Below are 19,400 nucleotides of genomic sequence, written 5' to 3' on the forward strand. Positions count from 1 at the left end.
TGATCGCCGAGCAAGGCAGCGACGCCATGCGCATGGGTGAAGTGGCGGAGCGGGCAGGGGTGTCGATCGGCTCGCTCTACCAGTTCTTTCCGGACAAGCGGGCGATCATCTGGGCGCTGGCCGAGCGCTACACCGCCGAAAGCCAGGCCTGCATTTCGGCGGCACTCGCCGACGTCGGCGACGCCGAAGGCCTGCGACGGGCGTTTTCGGAGCTGGTCGATATCTACTACGGGCTGTTCCTGGCCGAGCCGGTGATGCGCGACATCTGGTCAGGCACGCAGGCCGACAAGGCGCTGCGCCAGCTCGAACTCGCCGACAGCCGGGCCAATGCCGAATTCCTCACCGCGGTGCTGAAGCGGTTGCGGCCGGCTGCCGATCCGGCGGCGCTGGAAACCACGGCGTTTCTGGTCTGGCAGATGGGCGAGGCCGCCGTGCGGCTGGCGATCTCGGTCGACAGGCAGGAGGGCGACAGGCTGGTCGCCGCCTACAAGCGGATGGCGCTGCGGGAATTGTTGGACGGGTAGGGCTAGCGGCCGAGATAACTCCGGAGCATTTCCGCGCGCTCGTCCTCCGTGCACATCACCATTCGGGCAAGGCCGAGCATACCGCGATGGAGCGCGACAACAGCCAAGGCACAGGTCACGCTGGTTTGGTCAGTCTGAGTTTCCAGATCCCGCAAAGCCAATTTAAAGAGCGTCTGCCAAGCGGCTTTGTAGTGCGGTTCGATCCAATCCGGGATCGGCGGGTTTCGGTTGTCGAACAATCGCGCTTCCTCGATGGTCGCGGCCAGACCGTAGGCTCCCCAATTTGCTGGGACATGTTCTGTGGAGATGCTGATGATTTCCGGGATCGCCGCGTAAGACGCGTCACCTACATCGCCCTGGTGATGCAATTCGTTCCAGAGTTCGTCCCAGACAGCCTTGTCATCGTAACGGAGAGCCAGCGCTCGCAAGGCCGGTCGTGGATCATAGACAACCTTGTATCCACCCTTGAGGCCGGACCATCGTGCATCGTCGAACTTCAGCATGTTGCCTCCCTCTCGCCAGCAATGTTGACCCTCGTGCTGTGAGTTATCCGCAGTCAACAAAAAACCCGCCTCGAAGGCGGGTTTCCGATCTGCGAAAAAGGTCGTCGGGCTTAGAGGCCGAAACCTTCGAAACGCTTCTTGAACTTCGACAGGCGGCCGCCGCCGATCGAGCAGGGTCTGCTGGCCGCCGGTCCAGGCCGGATGGGTGGTCGGGTCGATATCGAGGTTCATCGTATCGCCTTCCTTGCCCCAGGTCGAACGGGTCATGTATTCGGTGCCAGTCGGTCATGACGACCTTGATGGTGTGGTAATCGGGATGGATGTCGGTCTTCATGGTTCGGTTCCTGGCTTGCCGGCGCCGCCGACGGGCATAAGCCTGCGTCGATGCGCCCCTTTTTAAAACTCGAAGCCACAGCTATTGAGGAGCCACGGCTTCTAAAACGGTCGGCGAGCCTATACATCAGCCGGAATTGAATCACAAGGCCGCGGCAAGTGCATATTGAGGCGCATGGCCCAAGCCGGCTAGAGGAAACGTGAGAATGGCGCAACCCAGCAGCGCAGACGAGCGCCGGCGCTCGCTCAAGCCGCTCAGGCGCCTGTTCCCGTACATCAGGCATTATCGCACGCTGGTCGTCGGCGCGCTCATTTCGCTGGTCATCGCCGCGGCAACGACGCTGGCGCTGCCGCTGGCCGTGCGGCGCATGATCGATCATGGTTTCTCGTCGGCCAACACCATCTTCATCGCCGAATATTTCGCCGCCCTGGTGGCGATGGCCGCGGTGCTGGCGGCGGCATCGGCCGGTCCGCTACTATTTCGTCATCACGCTCGGCGAGCGCGTCGTCGCCGATATCAGGTGCGGTTGATCGCCATGCTGGTGGCGTAGAGCGTAAAACAGAGTTGATTGTCCAACGGGAGAGGCACGGCGTATTCCTTCTGGCCAATACAGGCGTCAAGTGTATACCACGAAAAATGATATCGCGATACATATTGTCCGTGGACAAGGGGTTCGAGCTGCGCTAGGCCTGTCGATATTGCGATATTAATTATCGTGACAACAAGAGAAGGAGATTGAGATGAACCAAGCCTCGCAATCCAAGCCCGGCTCCGGCAGCGGCACGATCACCACCAAGGACGGAACGCAGATCTACTACAAGGACTGGGGGACCGGTCAGCCGATCGTCTTCCATCACGGCTGGCCATTGAGCAGCGACGACTGGGACGCCCAGATGCTGTTCTTCCTGTCCAAGGGCTACCGCGTCATTGCCCATGATCGCCGCGGTCACGGCCGCTCGACCCAGACGGATATCGGCAACGAGATGGACACCTATGCCGCCGATGTCGCGGCACTGGCGGCGCATCTGGACCTCAAGGACGCCATCCATGTCGGCCATTCGACCGGTGGCGGCGAAGTGGCGCGCTATGTCGCCCAGTATGGCGCCGGCGGCCGTGTCGCCAAGGCGGTGCTGATCGGCGCGGTGCCGCCAATCATGCTCAAGACCGCGGCCAATCCCGGCGGCCTGCCGCTCGAGGTTTTCGACGGCTTCCGCTCGGCGCAGGCGGCCAACCGCGCCCAGTTCTTCCGCGACGTTCCGGCCGGTCCGTTCTACGGCTTCAACCGCCCGGGCGCGGAAGTCTCGCAAGGTGTCATCGACAATTGGTGGCGCCAGGGCATGATGGGCGGCACCAAGGCGCATTACGATTGCATCAAGGCGTTCTCGGAGACCGACTTCACCGAAGACCTGAAGGCAATCGACGTGCCGGTGCTGGTCATGCACGGCGACGACGACCAGATCGTCCCCATCGCCGACTCCGCACTGCTGGCGATCAAGCTGCTCAAGAAGGGCGAGCTCAAGGTCTACAAGGGCTTCCCGCACGGCATGGCCACGACCCATGCCGATATCATCAACGCCGACCTGCTGGCCTTCTTCAAGGCGTAGGATATTTCGACGTCACAGACGAAAGCACCCGCCATCAGGCGGGTGCTTTTGTCTAAGCCCCCGCCGATTTCAGGCGATGCTCAAGCCGCCGTCGATCAGCATTTCCGCACCGACCATGAACGGGCATTCGTCCGAGGCCAGAAACACCACGGCATTGGCAATTTCCTCGGCGGTTCCGAAACGGCCGGCAGGCACCAGGCCGACCACCGCTTTCGCACGGGCTTTCGCCGCTGCCGGATCCAGCCCAAGTTTGTCATTGAGCGGTGTGTCGATCGGGCCAGGGCTGATTACATTGGCGCGAATGCCGCGCCCGATCAGTTCGCCCGACAGCGTTCGCGCCAGCGAAATCATGCCAGCTTTTGCCAGCGAATAGACATGCGTTCCTGCCATTCCCATATGCGCGTTGACCGAGCCGCTGAGGATGATCGATGACGGGTTCGAAAACAGGGGAACGAGCGCCTTGACCAGGAAGTACGGCCCCTTGAGGTCGACATCGATGCTCCTGTCGAACGCTGCCTCGGTCCAGTCGCCAAGCGGACGAAGATCGGCGATGCCGGCGTTGAGGAAGAGAGCGTCGAGCTTGCCGAAGGTTTCCCCGATCCGCCCTGCAATGTCGCTTTGGGCGGCGGCATCTCCGGCGTCGGAGGCGATGACAAGCACATCGCCGCCCAAGATGTTGCGCGCCTCCTCGAGACGGCCCGCATTGGTGCCGGTGATGGCGACACGCGCGCCTTCCTCGATGAAACGTCGCGCCGTCACCAGGCCGATGCCGCTGGTGCCACCCGTAATCAGCGCGGCCTTGCCTTTAAGTCTGGACATAACAGATTGCCTTTCCTGACTCGGAGCGCTGCGCATCGATCAGTCGCGCCGAGCCCGGTACCTTATGTTCAACTTGAAGGCGTTCACTGACTCAGCCCTGCCGTCAGCGCCATTTGTTGCACGTGTTTCGAACAATAACAGGCTTATACTTGGCGCATGACGAAAGAATTGTTGAGGGCGTGGCCGCTGCCACGCCCTCACGTCGAAATCCTGAAGACTGGCTGATATCAGGCGATCGCAGCCTCCGGCTTCCTCGCTTCCTTCATGTTCGGCAGGAACACCGTCAGCAGGCCGAGCAGCGGCAGATACGAGCAGATCTGAAAGACGAACTCGATGCCCTTCATGTCGGCGACGACGCCAAGCACGGCGGCGGCGATGCCGCCCATGCCGAAAGCGAAGCCGAAGAAGATACCGGCAATCATGCCGACACGTCCCGGCACCAACTCCTGCGCAAACACGACGATGTTGGAGAAGGCCGACGACAGGATCAGGCCGATCAGCACCGTCAGCACCATCGTCCATTCGAGGTTGGCGTAGGGCAGGGCCAGGGTGAAGGGCAGCACGCCGACGATCGAGAACCAGATCATCGCCTTCTGCCCATAGCGGTCGCCGAAAGGGCCGCCAATCAGGATGCCTAGTGCCGAGGCGCCGAGGAACAGGAACAGCATGACCTGCGACATCTGCACCGAAACGCCGAACTTATGGATCGAATAAAAGGTGTAGTAGCTGGCAAGGCTGGCGATGTAGGCGTTCTTGCTCAGCACCAGCAGCGTCAGCACCGCCAATGCCCACATCACCTTGCGGCGCGGGAAGGGTGAGACGAAGCTTGCCGCCTTGCGGTTGCCCTGTGCGGCGCGCAGGCGACTGTACCAGCCGCCGACTTGCCACAGCACGATGATGCCGATCAGCGAGCCGACGGCGAACCATGAGATGCTCGCCTGGCCGAACGGCACGACGATGAAGGCAGCCAGCAGCGGCCCCATGGACTGGCCGAAATTGCCGCCGACCTGGAACAGCGACTGCGCCAGGCCGAAGCGGCCGCCGGAGGCGAAGCGGGCGATGCGCGAGGATTCCGGATGGAAGATCGCCGAGCCGATACCGATCAGCGAGGCGCCGATCAGAAGCAGCGAATAGTGCCCGGCATAGGCCAGCACGATCAGGCCGATCAGCGACGACGCCATGCCATAGGGCAGCGAATAGGGCATCGGCCGCTTGTCGGTGATCATGCCGATCACCGGCTGCAGCAGCGACGCGGTCACCTGGAAGGTGAAGGTCAGGAGGCCGATCTGCCAGAAATCGAGGCCGTAATTCTCTTTCAGCAAGGGATAGATGGCCGATAGTAGCGACTGCATGATGTCGTTGATGGAATGGCAGAAGCTCACCGCCAGGATGACGGTGAAGGCCGTCGCCTGGGCTGAAGCGTGACTGACGGTCGCTGGTGGCGCGACGCTGGCGGCTGTCGTATCGGTCAAGGCAGGCTCCGTGGTCTTTTTGGCGGGCACGCCCGCGGGTAGCTTGGCGGGCGCTGCTGCGGGCCGCCTTAGGGACGGTTGCCTTATAAGCTGCTTGCGGGGCGACTTCTTTCGTGGTTTGGTCCAATAGTTTCGCAAGTGGGCCATACCAATGCCGCACGGCAAGGAAATCTTTCACGCCGGCAATGCCGATCTCGGGCGGTTGCACGAGAGCCGGTGGCAGTGGCTGGAACAAGCGTCCGGACCGGCGGTGGCGTTGCCGACGGAATATCCCGATGGCTACCATGTGCCGCAACACCGCCACAGTCGCAGCCAGCTGCTGCATGCGCTGGTCGGCGTCGTGCTGGTGACGACGCGGCATGGACGCTGGATGGTGCCACCCGATCACGCGATGTGGATTCCGGCCGGCACCGAGCATTCCGTCGAGATGCTGGGCGATGTCTCGATGCGTTCGGTCTATGTCATGCCGCAATCTATTCCCGGGTTGCCGGAAGGCTTGCGCGTCGTCGGCGTCACCGACCTGATGCACAGCCTGATCGTGGAATCCGAAAAGCTGCCGCAAGGCGGCGTGCTGGAGGGACGTGGCGGGCTGATCATGAATCTCCTGCTGCATGAAATCCCGACCCTGCCGGAACGGCCGCTTGGCCTGCCGTTCCCGTCCGATCCCAGGCTGGCGGCGCTCTGCCGGCGTTTCGTGGCGGCACCTTCGCCGCATGCGACGATCGACGAATGGGCCGATGCCGCCGGGATGAGCCGCCGCTCCTTCACCCGCGCCTTCCAACGCCAGACCGGCCTGTCGCTGTCGACATGGCGCCAGCAGGCCTGCCTGTTCGCGGCGCTGCCGCGGCTGGCCGATGGCGAGCCGATCACCAGGGTGGCGCTCGATCTCGGCTATGACAGCGTGCCGGCCTTCATCACCATGTTCAAGCGCATGCTTGGCTCCTCGCCGCGCGGCTATATGCGCGGTGCGCGCGACAGCGGCGAAGGCATACGTCGGCCAAGCGGTTCGCTTCGTCTGGAAAGCCCGTGATTTCGGCGATGCGCGACTTTTCAACCCGCGACCGGCTCGGGCAGGCTGGCGCGGATGATCTCGACCTCGCCATGTGAGGCGGCAGCCGATGACCGACCACGGCCATGTTGCCGTGGCGAACAGCCCATCACCCGCTTGAAGGCGGTGCTGAAGGCGCTTTCGGATTCGTAGCCGAGCGAGAGCGCAATAACGGAAACAGGATCGCTGGAACTCGCCAGCCTGTCGCCGGCCAGCAGCATGCGCCAACGTGTCAGGTAGTCCATCGGCGAAGCGCCGACCATCGCCTTGAATTTCAGGGCAAGAGTCGACCGCGACATGCCGGCGCGCTCCGCCAGCGCCTGCAAAGTCCAGCCATGCGCCGGATCGTCGTGCATAGCACCGATCGCCGCGCCGATCTGTTTGTCGGCCAGCGCAAACAGCCAGCCGACGCCGCCTCGCAAGCCCTCCGCCATATGCAGGCGCAGGGCCTCGATCAGGATCATGTGGGCGAGGTGCTCGACGATGAGAAAGCCGCCCGGTCGCCGCTCACGCAGCTCCTGCATCATCCGCTCCACCGGCCAGCGCAGCGCCGAATGGTCGGGCTCGCTGCGGATGTGGACGATGGGCGGCAGCATCCGCAACAGGATGCCGGCATGGTCGCCGGACAGGGCGAAGCGGCTGCTGACGAGAAGGAAATCGCCGCCGCCATTATGCGACGTGATGCCACCGGTGCGGGCAGGGGAAAAGATCGTGCGGGCGTCGACAGGGGGCAGGTCCATGTCGCTGGCAAGGCGGAAAGGACGTCCGCGCGGCAGCAGGAAACAGTCGCCCGTCTCCAGCCGGACCGCATCCGCGACGCCCTCCACCGACAGCCAGCATCGGCCCGACACCACGGCACCGCATTTGATGGCTGCCTGCTGGTCGGGGAACTGGATCGACCAGTCGCCACCGGCCTCCAGGCCGGCGGAGAGGTAATTGCGCGGCTTCAGCAGCGACAGCACGTCTGAGAGCGGATCCATGGGCATTCCGGACGATTGCGAAGATAATACGGACTTTACAGCATAGATCGTATTACCTCAACCCTCTATCTCCTTTGGCTACGGGTTGCCCGTGCAGCCCCGAACGAAACAAAGGAGAAATTGCCATGCGTGTATTTGTGACCGGTGCCACCGGTTTTGTCGGCTCCGCCGTTGTGCGGGAGCTCGTTGGAGCGGGCCATCAGGTGCTTGGCCTCGCCCGTTCGGATGCGGGAGCCCATTCGCTCGTCGCAGTTGGTGCACAGGCGCATCGCGGCGATATCGAGGACCTGGAAAGCCTGCGCAGCGGAGCGGCCCAATCGGATGGCGTCATCCACACCGCCTTCAACCACGACTTCTCTAGATTCGCGGCGAATTGCGAGGCCGACCGGCGCGCCATCGAAACACTCGGCGCGGAGCTCGAAGGCTCCGAGCGGCCGCTGCTCGTCACCTCTGGGCTGGCACTGGTGAGGACAGGTGGCATTGCGACCGAGGACAATGATCCAATGCCCACCTCCGCCTCCTATCCCCGCGCTTCGGAAGTGACGGCCGAAGCCTTGGTGACGCGTGGGGTGCGCGCTTCGACCGTGCGCCTTTCGCCATCCGTGCACGGCGATGGCGATCACGGCTTCGTTCCGATGCTGATCGGCATCGCGCGTCAGAAGGGTGTCTCGGCCTATATCGGCGACGGAATGAACCGCTGGCCGGCAGTGCACCGGCTTGATGCCGCCACGCTGTTCAGACTGGCGCTGGAAAGAGGAGTTGGCGGAGCCAGATACCATGCCGTCGCCGATCAGGGCGTGCCGACGCGGGAGATCGCCGAGATCATCGGCCGCCGCCTGAACCTGCCGGTGGTGTCCAAGACCCGCGAGGAAGCGGCCGATCATTTCGGCTTCCTTGCCCACTTCTTTGGCCTGGACTGGCCGAGTTCGGGCGAGCAGACAAGACAAGTGCTGGGATGGCAGCCGAAGCAGCCAGGGTTGATTGCCGACCTCGATCGTCCCGGCTACTTCGAAGGCTGAGCCACGCTGGCCTGGAGCAATTCCAGGAAAAAGTGTGAAACGGTTTTCCCGGGAAGCGCGTAGCGCTTTCCCTAGGGAATTGCGTCAAAACAAAGAGTTAGCGCGGTTCGCCATTTCCGTGAAACGGTGAACTGCTCTAGTCGAACAGGCTCGACACCGATTCCTCGGTCGCCGTGCGCGAGATGGCTTCGCCCATCAGATCGGCGATCGAGATGACGCGGATGTTGGGGGCGTCAAGCACGCCTTGCGTCGGCTGGATGGAATCGGTGATCACCAGTTCCTGCAGCTTCGAGCTGCTGATGCGGGCGACAGCGCCTCCAGACAAGACACCGTGGGTGATATAGGCGGTGACACTGGTGGCGCCGTTGGCCAGCAGCGCATCGGCGGCATTGCACAGCGTGCCGCCGGAATCGACGATGTCGTCGATCAGCAAGCAATCCTTGCCGGCGACGGCGCCGATGATGTTCATGACTTCCGATTCGCCCGGACGCTCGCGGCGCTTGTCGACAATGGCCAGTTGCGCGTCGAAGCGCTTGGCCAGCGCACGGGCGCGCACCACGCCGCCGATATCGGGCGATACCACCACGACATTGCCGAGCTGCTTGTATTTCGCCTTAACGTCGCGAGCCATGACCGGCACCGAAAACAGATTGTCGGTCGGGATGTCGAAAAAGCCCTGGATCTGTCCAGCATGCAGGTCGAGCGTCAAAACGCGGTCGACGCCGGCGCGGGTGATCATGTTGGCGACCAGCTTGGCCGAGATCGGCGTGCGGCCGGAGGCGCGGCGATCCTGCCTGGCGTAGCCGAAATAGGGAATCACCGCCGTGATGCGCTTGGCCGACGAGCGCATGAAGGCATCGATCATGATGAGCAGTTCCATCAGGTGATCGTTGGTCGGGAAGGAGGTCGATTGCAGGATGAAGACATCCTCGCCGCGCACGTTTTCCTGAATTTCGACGAAGATTTCCTGGTCGGCGAAGCGCCTGACAGTGGCCTTGCCCAGCGGGATGTTGAGATAGCGGGCGACCGCTTCGGCCAGCACCCTGTTGGAATTGCCCGCGAAGAGTTTCATGCAGCGTTCCTGGTGGAGGATAGAGAGACCTGACGGACTCGCCTGCGCCCTTTAACCGGGCTTTTAGCGGCCCGTGCCGGTATTGCAAGCGCCGAGATCGGGAATCCGCCAGCTAATCTCAAGAAAGCATCGCGCCATCGCCAGCCGGCAACACCCTCAGCCTGCCTTGCCGCTGAGCCAGGCCGCGAACTGGTCGATGGTCTGGTCGGCGATCGCCTGCATGGTGGCCGGCGAGACCGCCTTCCAGCTGTCGCCGCCGCTGCTATCGCCGGAATTGCCCGACGGCGCTTTCTGCTGGCCGTTGATGCGGTGCAAGCGATTGCCGGCCGGGTCATAGACATCCCAGACGTAGATAACGGTGGTGTCCTTGCCTTCCGACATCGCCGAGAAGTAACCCTTCAGCACATGGGTCGGGGTCTGATCGGCGCTGCCGGCGAGCGTGATGCCGCGCTGCCTGGCGCGCGTCTGCAGTTCCGCCGTCAGCGGCGTCGCGGCTTCCACCGAAGCGCCGACGATCGGCGCGATCTGCAGGCGGGTCTTCGACAGGATGGCAGCGCTTTGGGCCGGCGTGACCGGTGTGGTGGTGGTCGCAGGAGCGCCCGCAATGGTCGTGGCGGGGTCGGCCGGCGACGGGGCGGCGCTGCCCTGGGTGGCTGGCGTCGCTGGCGGCGTGATGGCAGACGGTTCAAGAACGTCCTTTGCGTTGGTGCAGGCGGCAAGAGCCAATGCCACAAGCAATGACACGGTCGTCACATGCGATCGTCTCATTTGCCTTCTAACTCCTTGGCGAAGAACGCCTCCCATTATGGATTCACTGTACGATCAAGTCGAGATCATGGCGGGACAGCGGCTTCGGCTGGGATTCGGTGGTCAGGTAGGTGCGGCCAAGCGTCATCGCCGTCTCGGTGTCGGAATCCATGATGATCATGTGGGCGAACAGCGTCATATTCGGCGCGATGGGCTCGGGGTTGCCCTGATAGAACATCGGCATGTCCATCCAGGACGGCGTGAAGCGGGCACCGACCGAATAGCCGCAGGCGTTCAGCCGGTGCTTGGTCAGGCCGTGCGTCTCCATGGTGCGGGCGTGGGCGTCGAACACATCGCCGAAGCTGCTGCCCGGGGTCATCGCCTTTTCGACGGCCAGAAGTGCCGCGCGGGCGGCGTCGAACAGCTCCTGATGGCGTTTCGAGACCTTGCCGGTGAGCACCGTGCGCATCATCGGCGCATGGTAGTGGTTGAACACGCCAGCCCATTCGAGCGTCAGCTGGTCGTTCTTGGTGAGCTTGCGGCGGCCGGACTTGTAGCGGCACAGCAGCGCATCGACGCCGGAGCCGATGATGAACTCGTTGGCCGGATAGTCGCCGCCGCCGGCAAAGATCGCACCCTGCATGGCGGCCAGGATCAGCGCTTCGTCGCCGCCCTGCTTGATCAGCGGCAAGGCCGCGTCCAATGCGTCGTCGGAGAGATTGGCGGCCTTCTCGGCCTTGGCGATCTCGGCCGGGCTCTTGAACAGCCGCAGCCGGCCGACGATGCCGGACGCATCGGCGATCTGGCCGAAGGTCTGCAACTGCTCGTCCAGCCGGCGGCCATTATAGGCGGTCAGCCCGTGGGTGTCGTATTCGACGCCGATGCGGGCGCCGAGCAGGTCGAGTTCGTTGAGCAGATTGCGCAGGTCGACCGCCGGATTGGCGCCATTGCGGTCGGTCCACAGCACGATGTTGTCGATGATCGAGGTCTGGCGCGCCTGGCGCAGATCGGCCGAGCGGGTCAAAAGCACCATCGAACCGTCGGCCTTCACCACCAGGCACTGGAAGAAGCAGAAGCCGAACGTGTCGTAGCCGGTCAGCCAGTACATGCTTTCCTGTGCGAACAGCAGGATGGCATCGAGCTTCTTCTCGGCCATCTCGATCATCAGCCGGTCGCGCCGCGCGTCGAATTCCGAACGTTCAAAATGCAGCGCCATTATTCCCTCTCCAAAACGATTGCCGAAACCTGCCGGCCGTAATCGGGCTCCTTGCGGTGCGTGGTGCGCCGGTAGGAGTAAAACAGATCTTCCTCGGCATAGGTGCAGCGGCCGAGGCCTTCAGCCGTCACGCCGGCCTTGGCCAACCGGTCGACCGTGTAGCGGTTGAGGTCGAACATCGCATGGCCGGCGTTGGCGGAGGGCGCGAAATAGCGGATGTTTTCAGCATCGGCCTCGACGAAGCGGGCGATGAATTCCGGCCCTACCTCATAGTTCTCGGGACCGATCGAGGGGCCGAGCACCGCAACGATGTTTTCGCGTCGGGCGCCAAGGCTTTCCATGGCCAGAATGGTGTTTTCGAGCACGCCGGTGAAGGCGCCTTTCCAGCCGGCATGCGCGGCGCCGACGATGCGCTTTTCAGCATCCGCAAACAGCACCGGACCGCAATCGGCGGTCGAGGCGCCGATGGCGATGCCCGGCCGGTCGGTGACGATGGCGTCGGCCTTGGGGCGCTCGCCGGCAAAGGGCTCGTTCACGATGATGACGTCGGGTGAATGGATCTGCCAGGCGGTCAACAGATGGCTCGCCGGCACACCCATCCAGGCAGCGACGCGGCTGCGGTTCTCGGCGACCAGCGCCTGGTCGTCACTCGATCCGGTGCCGATGTTGAGACCCTGGTAGATGCCGCTGGAGGCACCGCCAACGCGGGTGAAATAGCCGTGGCGGATGCCTTGCGCCCGCGCCTTGTCCAGCAGGGGCGACCGAACGGGATCCGGTTTGGTCTGATTCAGCATGCGGGCGTTGTTGTCTGTGTGGGCGGTTTCGTCAAGAAGAAGTGCTTCGTGGATAAGAAGGCAGGGCAGCGTTCGGCCAGCGGGCCGGACGCTCTTTGCCGGACGGGAGATTGGGAGGGGCCGCGACTAAAAGTCAATCCGCCGTGGCAAAGGGCGGGACGGCCACGCCGCGCGGCAGCACCGCAAGCACCTTGAACAGCTCGCCCATCGCTTGCGGGCCGGCGAGCCGTTCGACGTCGTTCGCGATCTTGTCGCGCGCCGCCTGGCCGGCATCGGCGCCGAGCCGGCCGGCACGCTCGAGAATGCCCATGCCGAGCAGGAAGTCGCCCTGCGTCGACAGATGGGCGTCGAGACCGTGCGCGCGGACGATTGCGGCAAGGGCGGCGAAATCGACATGGGTCGTCAGGTCGGCCGCGCCGGGATTGGCCAGCACATCCTCGTGATTGTGCCTGCGCAGGGCCTGCAGCGTGTCGCCGAGACCTGGCTGGAGGTGGCCGTAATCGAGGAAAAGGCCGGCGCCGCCATGCCTGGAGATGCGCTCAGCGATGGCTGTCATGAGGGCTGCGCGGGCGGGAGCGACCTCGACGATCGCGCCTTGCGGCGCGTCAGCGGCATCGGCGGGCAGCAGCGTCGGGTCGACCGAACCGGCGCCGGCGAAGAAGCGCAGCTCGTTGGCCTCGTCGAGACCGATCATGCGTTCGCGCCAGCCGGCACCGGCGCGGACGAACTGGCGGATGGGCACGGCGTCAAACAATTCGTTGCCGACGATGAAAAGCGGCACTTGCCGCAACGTGTCGATGGTCTCGTGCCAGCCGATCGCGAAGGGTGTCACGCCAAGCGTCTGTTTCTGGACCTCCGTCAGGCGTGGGCTGGTCTCGATCATGGCGAAGGCGGCGCCGTTGGCCATTTCGGGATCAAGCCGCGATAGCGTGCGCAGCATGTCCTTCATCAGCGTGCCGCGGCCAGGGCCGATCTCGGCGATGGTGACAGGCAGCGGCCGGCCGCTGGCCAGCCAGGCCTGGTAGAGCCAGACGGCGACGAGTTCGCCGAACATCTGGCTGATCTCGGGCGCGGTGATGAAGTCGCCGGCCACGCCGAAGGGCTCGCGCGTCGTGTAGTAGCCATCCTGCGGGTCGAACAGGCACAGCGCCATGTATTCGTTGACGGGAAGCGGCCCCAACGCCTCGATCAGGTCGACGATGCGGGTCTTCAGCCGTGTCATGCGGGCTGCGGTTGCGGCACCGGTTTGGCGGTCACCATCGCCCAGATGCCGACCAGCACCATTGGCGACGACAGGATCATGCCCATGGTCAGCCAGTTCGTGCCGAGGAGATAGCCGAGCTGCTGGTCGGGTTCACGGAAGAACTCGACGAAGATGCGCGACAGGCCATAGCCGCAGAGGAAGGCGCCCGCGACGAAGCGCGGCGTCTTCAGCTTGAGGCGCGAATGAGTGAGGATGCGCAGGACGAGGAACAACACCAAACCTTCGAGCAGGGCCTCGTAGAGCTGGCTCGGATGGCGGGCAAACGGCCCGCCATTGGGGAATTCGATCGCCCAGGGCACGTCCGTCGGCCGACCCCAGAGCTCGGAATTGATGAAGTTGGCGACGCGCACCAGGCCAAGGCCGACCGGAACGCCAGCCGCCACGACATCGAACAGCGACCAGGTGCGGATGCCGCGCTTGATGGAAAACAGCGTCATGGCCAGTATGACGCCGAGCAGGCCGCCATGGAACGACATGCCGCCCTGCCAGACCGCGAAGATATCCAGCGGGTGCGCGAGGTAGCGCGGCAGGTCGTAGAACAGAACATAGCCGGTGCGGCCGCCCAGCACGACGCCGATGGCCGCCCAGACGATGAAATCGTCGAGGTCCTCCGGCTTCATAGGCAGGACGTCGTTCGGCCACAGCTTCGCGTTGGCGGCGAGCCGCTTGGCGTACCACCAGGCGAACAGGATGCCGACGATGTAGCCGACACCGTACCAGTGCACCGCCAGCGGCCCGATCTGGATGAGGATCGGGTTGATGTTGGGGAACGGCAGAGAGGCCAGCGGCAGCAGGAAATAGTCGTTCAACAGGGAACTCTCGGTTGCGATCGCGATTGGGCGCGGACCATGCGGCAGGGTTTTGGCAGGGTCAAGGCAAGGCGGTTGCCGTCAGTTGTCGGGAAACAGGATCGTTTCAATATCCGTTGCACCGTGCAGGATGTGAACTATCTCCACGGAGTCGATGCTCACGCGATAGAAAATCAAATAGTTGCCGTGGACGCGCCGACGAATGCCTGAGGATCGATGCCGCTCAAAGAGCGGATACCGCTCCGGCACGGTGCGCAGTTCCATGCAATCGCGGCGCAAGTCCTGAATGAACGTCACGACACGAAACGGGTTGTGCAGCGCGATGTAGTCACCAATAGCCGCAAGGTCGGCTTCAGCCCGACGGGTGAAGACCAGCCGCTTCACCTTTTCTTCTCAGCCATCGCCTTGTATTTGGCCTCAAGCCTGTCCAGCACCTCGTCGCCCGGCTTCACTCGACCGGCGTCGGCATCTGAAATGCCTTCTGCAAGGGCTGCGTCGAGGGCGGCAAGGCGCTTCTCCCGCTCTTCGACAAGGCGAACGCCTTCACGCAGCACTTCGCTCTTCGAATTGTAGCGGCCGGTGCTGACAAGCTGATTTACGATTTCTTCGAGGCGGGCGCCCAAATCTGCGCTAATGGCCATGACGGTGCTCCAACAAAACCATTCTAGAGCAATAATAGTTATTGATGAGGCTTGCCAGGGGATTTTCGGTTGAGGTTGATCCGTCTTGATGCCGCACCAGGCTTCAACGTTCTTGCATTCCGCGCACGGCACCACTACGTCAATTCGAGCAAAGCGAGGATTTGCCATGTCGACCGGACCGAACCGCATTCTCGATGAATTCGCCAAGCTGATGACCGACGCCGCCGGGGCCGCGCAAGGCGTGCGCCGCGAGGTCGAAACCGCCTTCAAGGGCCAGGCCGAGCGCATCCTCAACACCATGGACGTGGTGCAGCGCGAAGAGTTCGAGGCCGCGCGCGAGATGGCCGCCAAGGCCAGGGAAGAAAACACCCGCCTTGCCGAGCGTATCGAGGCGCTCGAGGCGAAGCTTGCGGAATTGACCGGACAGGCCGCACCGGCAAAGCCCCGCGCGAAAAAATAATCATTAAACTTTTCCACATGGCCCGATCCTGAAAAGCGCTTTGCCGTGAATCGCTTAACGGCATTGCATGAATCTTTGTGACAGCGGCTTTCCACATGCGAATGACGCAGTGCGAAAAATTGGGCTGTTCACGCGACTCCCGATCAATAGACTGAATTTGTTGCATGATTCGGAGCAGGGTCATGCGGCCGGGCGGTGGGGTCCGGTCTGGGGTCTTTGCGTCGAGAAGTCCTGGCCGTCCGAGTTCTAGACAAGATTGTTCGTTGTGTGTGCCCTCCCGCGGAGCGTGTGGCGGCGCTCCTCAGAACGACAGGAAGCATTCCATGGAACTTCTCGAACTCGAATTCTCCCGCGAAATCCATCCGGTGGATGTTATCGAGCAGGTGGCCCACAACAACGACTGGTCCTTTGAGCGGGCTGGCGACGACGAGATCTCGATCTCGGTTGCTGGCAGCTGGACCGACTATCACGTCTCCTTCTCGTGGATGGAGGATTTCGAGGCGCTGCATCTGGCCTGCGCCTTCGACATCAAGGTGCCGGAGACCCGCGCGCTCGAAGTGATGCGGCTGCTCTCGCTGATCAACGAACAGATGCTGTTCGGTCATTTCGACCTCTGGGAGCAGGAAGGCGCGATCATGTTCCGCCAGTCGCTGCTCCTGGCGGGCGGGGTCGAGCCGTCGAGCCAGCAGGTCGAAGTGTTGCTGTCGTCGGCGCTGGAAGCCTGCGAATGCTATTTCCAGGCGTTTCAGTTCGTCGTCTGGTCGGGGACCTCGGCCAAGGACGCGCTGGCCGGCGTGCTGTTCGAGACCTACGGCAACGCCTGAGCGACGGCAAGGCAGAAGGCAGAGATGAGTTCGAGCAGCGAGCGCAAGCCCGAGATCAGTTTTGCCGACTTCGATCGTGTCGACATCCGCGCCGGCACGATCGTCGAGGCAGAGCCTTTTCCCGAGGCGCGCAAGCCGGCGTTCAAGCTGAAGATCGATTTCGGCGCAGGCATCGGCATCAAGAAATCGTCGGCGCAGATCACCAAATACTACGCGCCTGAAACGCTGATCGGCCGGCAGGTGTTCGCGGTGGTCAATTTCCCACCGCGCCAGATCGGCCCGTTCATGTCGGAAGTGCTGACACTCGGCTTTCCCGACGAAGAGGGCGCGGTGGTGCTTGGCGCCATCGAGCGGAAGGTCCCGGACGGCGGGCGGCTGTTCTAAAAATCAACGAGCAGAATCCCTCCGGATCCGTCATCTCTTGGCTCGATCTTTTCCTGCCAGATGCAACTTGGCCCGGCGTGCTCAAAGAACCTTGCCGAGCGCAGCGCCGCCAGGAAGCCCCGGCAGGCACAATCATTGCGCGGCAGCCGGCCGGATTGAAGCCATACCCGGAGGCCGAAACGCGCCGAGAATGGTTCCGACCGTTGCGGCCGAGAGTACGAGATGGAGGACGTCGAACGGCCAGGCGAGTCCGAAATGCATCAGCATAAGGGTCAGGAAGGAAGGCGACGCCGCATCCGCGGGAATTAGGATCAAGCCTACGGCCAGGGCCAGCCCACATTTGAGTATGGCAACTGTTGCGAAAACGATGAACATTATGGCGAGGAAACGCAGATGATTGCCATCCAGCGCACGCCAGCACCCGATAGGATCAAACGATCCTGTCCAGAGAAAATCACCGACAAAAAGATATGTCCAGACAAGTACGAAAGCACCCGCCAACAGGTTGAAGACTCCCATCGCCGACACCCAAGGCGCGACGTCCTCAGGGGTGAGCGGTAGGTCACGCGTGGCCAGCAGGGCGGCCACAAGCAGTCTGTGCTCGCCGGCGACGGCAAAGCCGCAAACAAGCTGGATCACCGCGAGAAGCAACGCAGCCAAGAGAATCCGCGGGCTGAGCTCAAAGCGCATGCCCGGGACAGCGAAGCGTCTGACACGTTCAACGCCGCGCCGAACAACGACACGACCGCGCTCGGGCGCGTTTGCCATGCGGTCCAGAACGAACGCAAGGACCATCGCCGAGAACGGCGTCGCAACAATCGCGGAAAGCCAGGTCCTGGAGTCAAAGCCTCGCGATAGAAGCCAGCCGGGCACCTGCCCCGGATCGGCAAAAAGAATAAGAGCAAGCGCCGCCAGACAGAGCGTCGTCAGAAAGCAGGGAAACCAGGCGGTCACGAAGAGTGGCCAGGCATTCGCACGGCAATAGCCGAACACCTTCGCAACGGTCTTGCTGATGCGCAAGACGCGACGCTTCGGCGATACGGCAGGCGACTGGTCCAGCGTTGAAATCGGTGTCAATCCCGCAGCGAACTACAGATGCAGAATAATGCACCGCAAGGAACTGTCGCGCAAGCTCTCGCAAGGAGCGCGCTCTCGGCGACTAAAGCTTGCCGGCGCACCATCTCCCAATGCATCCCAACAATTTCACGCGGAAGACTTGTCTAAAAGTATCGGCAAGTTGTCGAAGTTCTGGATTCCTGAAGGAAACGTATGAGTGGGCGCCATCGAAGAGGCCGCTCAACAGCCGCCGCTCCGCATCGCCGGGGGCAGACGCCACATACCCAAAAGTATGCTCCGCCCCGGTTATCGGAACTCGCCGTTCCGGCTCGGCCTGCATCTCACTGCATCCTATGCGCCGGCTCCATCACGCCGCCAGCTTGCGCGTCGTTCCCAGCGCTTCCTCGACCGTGTCGAGAAACATTTCCGCGCAGGCTTTCCAGCTATAGCGCATGGCGCGTTCGCGCGCCTCGGCGCGGTCGACATTGAGGGCGGCAAGCGCCGCCGCGCGCAGATCGTTCGAGACCGCGCCACCGAAGCCGTCACCGACGATGTCGATCGGCCCGGTCACCGGATAGGCGGCGACCGGCGTGCCGCTGGCCAGCGCCTCGATGATGACGTTGCCGAAGGTGTCGGTGCGGCTGGGGAAGACGAAGACATCGGCCGAGGCATAGATCTCGGCCAGTTCGTCATTGGGGCGATGGCCGAGGAAATGCGCCTGCGGGTATTTCGCCTTGAGCCTGGCAAGCTCGGGACCTTCGCCGACGACCACCTTGCTGCCGGGCAGGTCGAGGTCGAGGAAGGCGCTCAGGTTCTTTTCGATGGCGACGCGGCCGACGCAGAGGAAGACCGGGCCGGGGAAGCCGAGATCTTTCTTCTTGTCCGGCCGGAAATGGTCGGTGTCGACGCCACGCGTCCAGGGCCTGAGCTTGTTGAAGCCACGCGCCGAAAGGTCGTCGGCGAGCGACTGGGTGGCAACCAGCGTACCCTGGCCGGAATTGTGGAAATCGCGCAGCCAGCGATAGGCCCAGCTTTCCGGCACCGGCAGGCGGGCGCTGAGATATTCGGGAAAGCGTGTGTGATAGCTGGTGGTGAACGGCCGGCCGGCATGGCGGCAATAGCGCCGCGCCATGATGCCGAGCGGACCCTCGGTGACGATGTGGATGTGGTCCGCCTTGCGGGCTTCGATCAGGCGCGCGACATGGCCGGGGGTGGTCAGCGCCAGCCGGATGTCGGGATAGGTCGGCAAGGGCAGCGTGCGAAAGATGTTCGGCGTCAGGAAATCCAGCGCGACATCGAAGGATTTCAGCGTTTCGGCGAGCCGCTCCAGCGTGTGGACGACGCCGTTGACCTGCGGGCGCCAGGCGTCGGTGACCATCAATATGCGCATGGCGGCCCTTTGCTTGAAAGGTCGACGGTTGCCTTGAGACGATGCCGGAACGGCGACCAGCCTGCTGCTCTCGCTTCGCTCCAGCGCACCCGGGCGGGGGGATCGAAGTGAGGCGGCAAGGCCGAATCAATTGAGGTCGCGCGCTTCATGCGCGCTCTTCACCATGGTTTCATGACGGGCGGATGAAGCCGTCGCTTGGCTGAGCATGATTCCATTTTCGGGATCATGCTCCGATTAAGCCGGAACCTTGATGACGGCCCGCAAACCGCCGAGCGGGCTGTCGTCGAGCGTGATGTCGCCGCCATGGCTGCGGGCAATGTCGCGGGCGATCGACAGGCCGAGCCCGGTGCCGCTGGCATCGAGGTTGCGGGCTTCATCGAGCCGCACGAAGGGCTTGAACACGTCTTCGCGCCTGTCGGCGGGAATGCCTGGACGTCGTC

The 19,400-nt window shown here is 63.1% G+C and carries 23 protein-coding genes and 2 pseudogenes; 9 read left to right on the top strand and 16 right to left on the bottom strand.

Annotated features, from left to right (window positions below; all coding sequences use genetic code 11):
• The coding region (locus ACFSQT_RS34630) for a TetR/AcrR family transcriptional regulator (RefSeq protein WP_379026520.1) at positions 1 to 524 on the top strand (524 nt) is incomplete at its 5' end.
• 2 nt (positions 525 to 526) lie between these two features.
• On the opposite strand, the gene ACFSQT_RS34635 is transcribed toward ACFSQT_RS34630, so the two are convergent.
• Positions 527 to 1,027: a hypothetical protein gene (locus tag ACFSQT_RS34635; RefSeq protein ID WP_379023344.1), complete on the bottom strand. Its 501-nt coding sequence runs from the start codon at positions 1,025 to 1,027 to the stop codon at positions 527 to 529.
• A 110-nt stretch (positions 1,028 to 1,137) separates the two neighbouring features.
• A pseudogene (rpmE, locus tag ACFSQT_RS34640) lies at positions 1,138 to 1,361 on the bottom strand (50S ribosomal protein L31).
• Between the two features lie 205 nt (positions 1,362 to 1,566).
• Here rpmE and ACFSQT_RS34645 point away from each other — a divergent pair.
• Together ACFSQT_RS34645 and ACFSQT_RS34650 are read left to right on the top strand one after the other, a co-directional pair.
• Positions 1,567 to 1,882, top strand: a pseudogene (locus ACFSQT_RS34645) (ABC transporter transmembrane domain-containing protein); the annotation flags it as partial.
• 219 nt (positions 1,883 to 2,101) lie between these two features.
• Positions 2,102 to 2,965 (top strand): alpha/beta fold hydrolase, encoded by an 864-nt coding sequence (locus ACFSQT_RS34650; RefSeq protein ID WP_379025820.1) that lies wholly within the window; start codon positions 2,102 to 2,104, stop codon positions 2,963 to 2,965.
• A gap of 69 nt (positions 2,966 to 3,034) precedes the next feature.
• On the opposite strand, the gene ACFSQT_RS34655 is transcribed toward ACFSQT_RS34650, so the two are convergent.
• Together ACFSQT_RS34655 and ACFSQT_RS34660 are read right to left on the bottom strand one after the other, a co-directional pair.
• Positions 3,035 to 3,784 carry an SDR family oxidoreductase gene (locus ACFSQT_RS34655; protein WP_379025818.1) on the bottom strand — a complete coding sequence of 250 codons (750 nt, stop codon included), beginning with the start codon at positions 3,782 to 3,784 and terminating at the stop codon, positions 3,035 to 3,037.
• 227 nt (positions 3,785 to 4,011) lie between these two features.
• Positions 4,012 to 5,256 (bottom strand): MFS transporter, encoded by a 1,245-nt coding sequence (locus tag ACFSQT_RS34660; protein ID WP_379025816.1) that lies wholly within the window; start codon positions 5,254 to 5,256, stop codon positions 4,012 to 4,014.
• A gap of 151 nt (positions 5,257 to 5,407) precedes the next feature.
• Between ACFSQT_RS34660 and ACFSQT_RS34665 the strand changes: the two genes are divergently transcribed.
• Positions 5,408 to 6,286 carry an AraC family transcriptional regulator gene (locus ACFSQT_RS34665; RefSeq protein WP_379026522.1) on the top strand — a complete coding sequence of 293 codons (879 nt, stop codon included), beginning with the start codon at positions 5,408 to 5,410 and terminating at the stop codon, positions 6,284 to 6,286.
• Between the two features lie 20 nt (positions 6,287 to 6,306).
• On the opposite strand, the gene ACFSQT_RS34670 is transcribed toward ACFSQT_RS34665, so the two are convergent.
• Positions 6,307 to 7,284, bottom strand: coding sequence for an AraC family transcriptional regulator (locus ACFSQT_RS34670; RefSeq protein ID WP_379026524.1), 978 nt, complete (start codon positions 7,282 to 7,284; stop codon positions 6,307 to 6,309).
• Between the two features lie 125 nt (positions 7,285 to 7,409).
• Between ACFSQT_RS34670 and ACFSQT_RS34675 the strand changes: the two genes are divergently transcribed.
• The gene (locus ACFSQT_RS34675; RefSeq protein WP_379026526.1) at positions 7,410 to 8,303 is read left to right on the top strand and encodes an SDR family oxidoreductase; all 894 of its coding nucleotides are present in this window, start codon (positions 7,410 to 7,412) and stop codon (positions 8,301 to 8,303) included.
• 136 nt (positions 8,304 to 8,439) lie between these two features.
• On the opposite strand, the gene ACFSQT_RS34680 is transcribed toward ACFSQT_RS34675, so the two are convergent.
• The 8 genes from ACFSQT_RS34680 to ACFSQT_RS34715 form a co-directional block, all read right to left on the bottom strand.
• On the bottom strand, positions 8,440 to 9,375 hold the full coding sequence (locus ACFSQT_RS34680; RefSeq protein WP_379026528.1) for a ribose-phosphate pyrophosphokinase: 936 nt from the start codon (positions 9,373 to 9,375) through the stop codon (positions 8,440 to 8,442).
• Positions 9,376 to 9,531: 156 nt separating this feature from the next.
• The gene (locus ACFSQT_RS34685) at positions 9,532 to 10,143 is read right to left on the bottom strand and encodes a hypothetical protein (protein WP_379026530.1); all 612 of its coding nucleotides are present in this window, start codon (positions 10,141 to 10,143) and stop codon (positions 9,532 to 9,534) included.
• A 43-nt stretch (positions 10,144 to 10,186) separates the two neighbouring features.
• On the bottom strand, positions 10,187 to 11,338 hold the full coding sequence (locus ACFSQT_RS34690) for a M24 family metallopeptidase (protein ID WP_379026532.1): 1,152 nt from the start codon (positions 11,336 to 11,338) through the stop codon (positions 10,187 to 10,189).
• Entirely contained in the window at positions 11,338 to 12,132 is a 795-nt protein-coding gene (gene pgeF / locus ACFSQT_RS34695) for a peptidoglycan editing factor PgeF (protein WP_379026534.1), read from the bottom strand. The genes ACFSQT_RS34690 and pgeF overlap by 1 nt, the downstream gene beginning before the upstream one ends.
• A gap of 133 nt (positions 12,133 to 12,265) precedes the next feature.
• Positions 12,266 to 13,354, bottom strand: coding sequence for a class I SAM-dependent methyltransferase (locus tag ACFSQT_RS34700; RefSeq protein ID WP_379026536.1), 1,089 nt, complete (start codon positions 13,352 to 13,354; stop codon positions 12,266 to 12,268).
• Complete coding sequence (gene lgt, locus ACFSQT_RS34705) at positions 13,351 to 14,205, bottom strand: prolipoprotein diacylglyceryl transferase (RefSeq protein WP_379026538.1); 855 nt, start codon at positions 14,203 to 14,205, stop codon at positions 13,351 to 13,353. The genes ACFSQT_RS34700 and lgt overlap by 4 nt, the downstream gene beginning before the upstream one ends.
• Positions 14,206 to 14,286: 81 nt before the next feature.
• Positions 14,287 to 14,589 carry a type II toxin-antitoxin system RelE/ParE family toxin gene (locus tag ACFSQT_RS34710; protein WP_379026540.1) on the bottom strand — a complete coding sequence of 101 codons (303 nt, stop codon included), beginning with the start codon at positions 14,587 to 14,589 and terminating at the stop codon, positions 14,287 to 14,289.
• Positions 14,586 to 14,846 carry a type II toxin-antitoxin system ParD family antitoxin gene (locus ACFSQT_RS34715; RefSeq protein WP_379026546.1) on the bottom strand — a complete coding sequence of 87 codons (261 nt, stop codon included), beginning with the start codon at positions 14,844 to 14,846 and terminating at the stop codon, positions 14,586 to 14,588. Before ACFSQT_RS34715 ends, ACFSQT_RS34710 begins: the two co-directional genes overlap by 4 nt.
• A gap of 166 nt (positions 14,847 to 15,012) precedes the next feature.
• Here ACFSQT_RS34715 and ACFSQT_RS34720 point away from each other — a divergent pair, with 166 nt between their 5' ends.
• The 3 genes from ACFSQT_RS34720 (at position 15,013) to ACFSQT_RS34730 (ending at position 16,514) form a co-directional block, all read left to right on the top strand.
• The gene (locus ACFSQT_RS34720; RefSeq protein ID WP_379026542.1) at positions 15,013 to 15,306 is read left to right on the top strand and encodes an accessory factor UbiK family protein; all 294 of its coding nucleotides are present in this window, start codon (positions 15,013 to 15,015) and stop codon (positions 15,304 to 15,306) included.
• Positions 15,307 to 15,629: 323 nt separating this feature from the next.
• The gene (locus tag ACFSQT_RS34725) at positions 15,630 to 16,130 is read left to right on the top strand and encodes a type III secretion system chaperone family protein (RefSeq protein ID WP_013893499.1); all 501 of its coding nucleotides are present in this window, start codon (positions 15,630 to 15,632) and stop codon (positions 16,128 to 16,130) included.
• A gap of 24 nt (positions 16,131 to 16,154) precedes the next feature.
• On the top strand, positions 16,155 to 16,514 hold the full coding sequence (locus ACFSQT_RS34730; protein ID WP_379018209.1) for a tRNA-binding protein: 360 nt from the start codon (positions 16,155 to 16,157) through the stop codon (positions 16,512 to 16,514).
• Positions 16,515 to 16,646: 132 nt separating this feature from the next.
• Here the strand turns inward: ACFSQT_RS34730 and ACFSQT_RS34735 are convergent, their stop codons facing one another.
• Complete coding sequence (locus ACFSQT_RS34735) at positions 16,647 to 17,534, bottom strand: hypothetical protein (protein WP_379018208.1); 888 nt, start codon at positions 17,532 to 17,534, stop codon at positions 16,647 to 16,649.
• Between ACFSQT_RS34735 and ACFSQT_RS34740 the strand changes: the two genes are divergently transcribed.
• Complete coding sequence (locus ACFSQT_RS34740) at positions 17,527 to 17,787, top strand: hypothetical protein (RefSeq protein WP_379018207.1); 261 nt, start codon at positions 17,527 to 17,529, stop codon at positions 17,785 to 17,787. The genes ACFSQT_RS34735 and ACFSQT_RS34740 overlap by 8 nt on opposite strands.
• 150 nt (positions 17,788 to 17,937) lie before the next feature.
• Here the strand turns inward: ACFSQT_RS34740 and ACFSQT_RS34745 are convergent, their stop codons facing one another.
• Together ACFSQT_RS34745 and ACFSQT_RS34750 are read right to left on the bottom strand one after the other, a co-directional pair.
• Positions 17,938 to 18,960, bottom strand: coding sequence for a glycosyltransferase family 4 protein (locus tag ACFSQT_RS34745; RefSeq protein WP_379018206.1), 1,023 nt, complete (start codon positions 18,958 to 18,960; stop codon positions 17,938 to 17,940).
• A gap of 234 nt (positions 18,961 to 19,194) precedes the next feature.
• Positions 19,195 to 19,400: ATP-binding protein (locus ACFSQT_RS34750; RefSeq protein ID WP_379026544.1), on the bottom strand; the 206-nt coding region annotated here is incomplete at its 5' end.

It is taken from the genome of Mesorhizobium calcicola (genome assembly GCF_042682105.1).
In the GTDB taxonomy this organism is placed as follows: domain Bacteria; phylum Pseudomonadota; class Alphaproteobacteria; order Rhizobiales; family Rhizobiaceae; genus Mesorhizobium; species Mesorhizobium calcicola.

Coding starts and splice junctions, on each gene's coding strand:
- ACFSQT_RS34700 (WP_379026536.1), bottom strand. CDS start 13,354: ATGACACGGCTGAAGACCCGCATCGTCGACCTGATCGAGGCGTTGGGG.
- ACFSQT_RS34635 (WP_379023344.1), bottom strand. CDS start 1,027: ATGCTGAAGTTCGACGATGCACGATGGTCCGGCCTCAAGGGTGGATAC.
- ACFSQT_RS34670 (WP_379026524.1), bottom strand. CDS start 7,284: ATGGATCCGCTCTCAGACGTGCTGTCGCTGCTGAAGCCGCGCAATTAC.
- ACFSQT_RS34745 (WP_379018206.1), bottom strand. CDS start 18,960: ATGCGCATATTGATGGTCACCGACGCCTGGCGCCCGCAGGTCAACGGC.
- ACFSQT_RS34715 (WP_379026546.1), bottom strand. CDS start 14,846: ATGGCCATTAGCGCAGATTTGGGCGCCCGCCTCGAAGAAATCGTAAAT.
- ACFSQT_RS34675 (WP_379026526.1), top strand. CDS start 7,410: ATGCGTGTATTTGTGACCGGTGCCACCGGTTTTGTCGGCTCCGCCGTT.
- ACFSQT_RS34650 (WP_379025820.1), top strand. CDS start 2,102: ATGAACCAAGCCTCGCAATCCAAGCCCGGCTCCGGCAGCGGCACGATC.
- ACFSQT_RS34725 (WP_013893499.1), top strand. CDS start 15,630: ATGGAACTTCTCGAACTCGAATTCTCCCGCGAAATCCATCCGGTGGAT.
- ACFSQT_RS34655 (WP_379025818.1), bottom strand. CDS start 3,784: ATGTCCAGACTTAAAGGCAAGGCCGCGCTGATTACGGGTGGCACCAGC.
- ACFSQT_RS34665 (WP_379026522.1), top strand. CDS start 5,408: ATGCCGCACGGCAAGGAAATCTTTCACGCCGGCAATGCCGATCTCGGG.
- ACFSQT_RS34685 (WP_379026530.1), bottom strand. CDS start 10,143: ATGAGACGATCGCATGTGACGACCGTGTCATTGCTTGTGGCATTGGCT.
- ACFSQT_RS34720 (WP_379026542.1), top strand. CDS start 15,013: ATGTCGACCGGACCGAACCGCATTCTCGATGAATTCGCCAAGCTGATG.
- ACFSQT_RS34730 (WP_379018209.1), top strand. CDS start 16,155: ATGAGTTCGAGCAGCGAGCGCAAGCCCGAGATCAGTTTTGCCGACTTC.
- ACFSQT_RS34740 (WP_379018207.1), top strand. CDS start 17,527: ATGCGCAAGACGCGACGCTTCGGCGATACGGCAGGCGACTGGTCCAGC.
- ACFSQT_RS34680 (WP_379026528.1), bottom strand. CDS start 9,375: ATGAAACTCTTCGCGGGCAATTCCAACAGGGTGCTGGCCGAAGCGGTC.
- pgeF (WP_379026534.1), bottom strand. CDS start 12,132: ATGCTGAATCAGACCAAACCGGATCCCGTTCGGTCGCCCCTGCTGGAC.
- ACFSQT_RS34690 (WP_379026532.1), bottom strand. CDS start 11,338: ATGGCGCTGCATTTTGAACGTTCGGAATTCGACGCGCGGCGCGACCGG.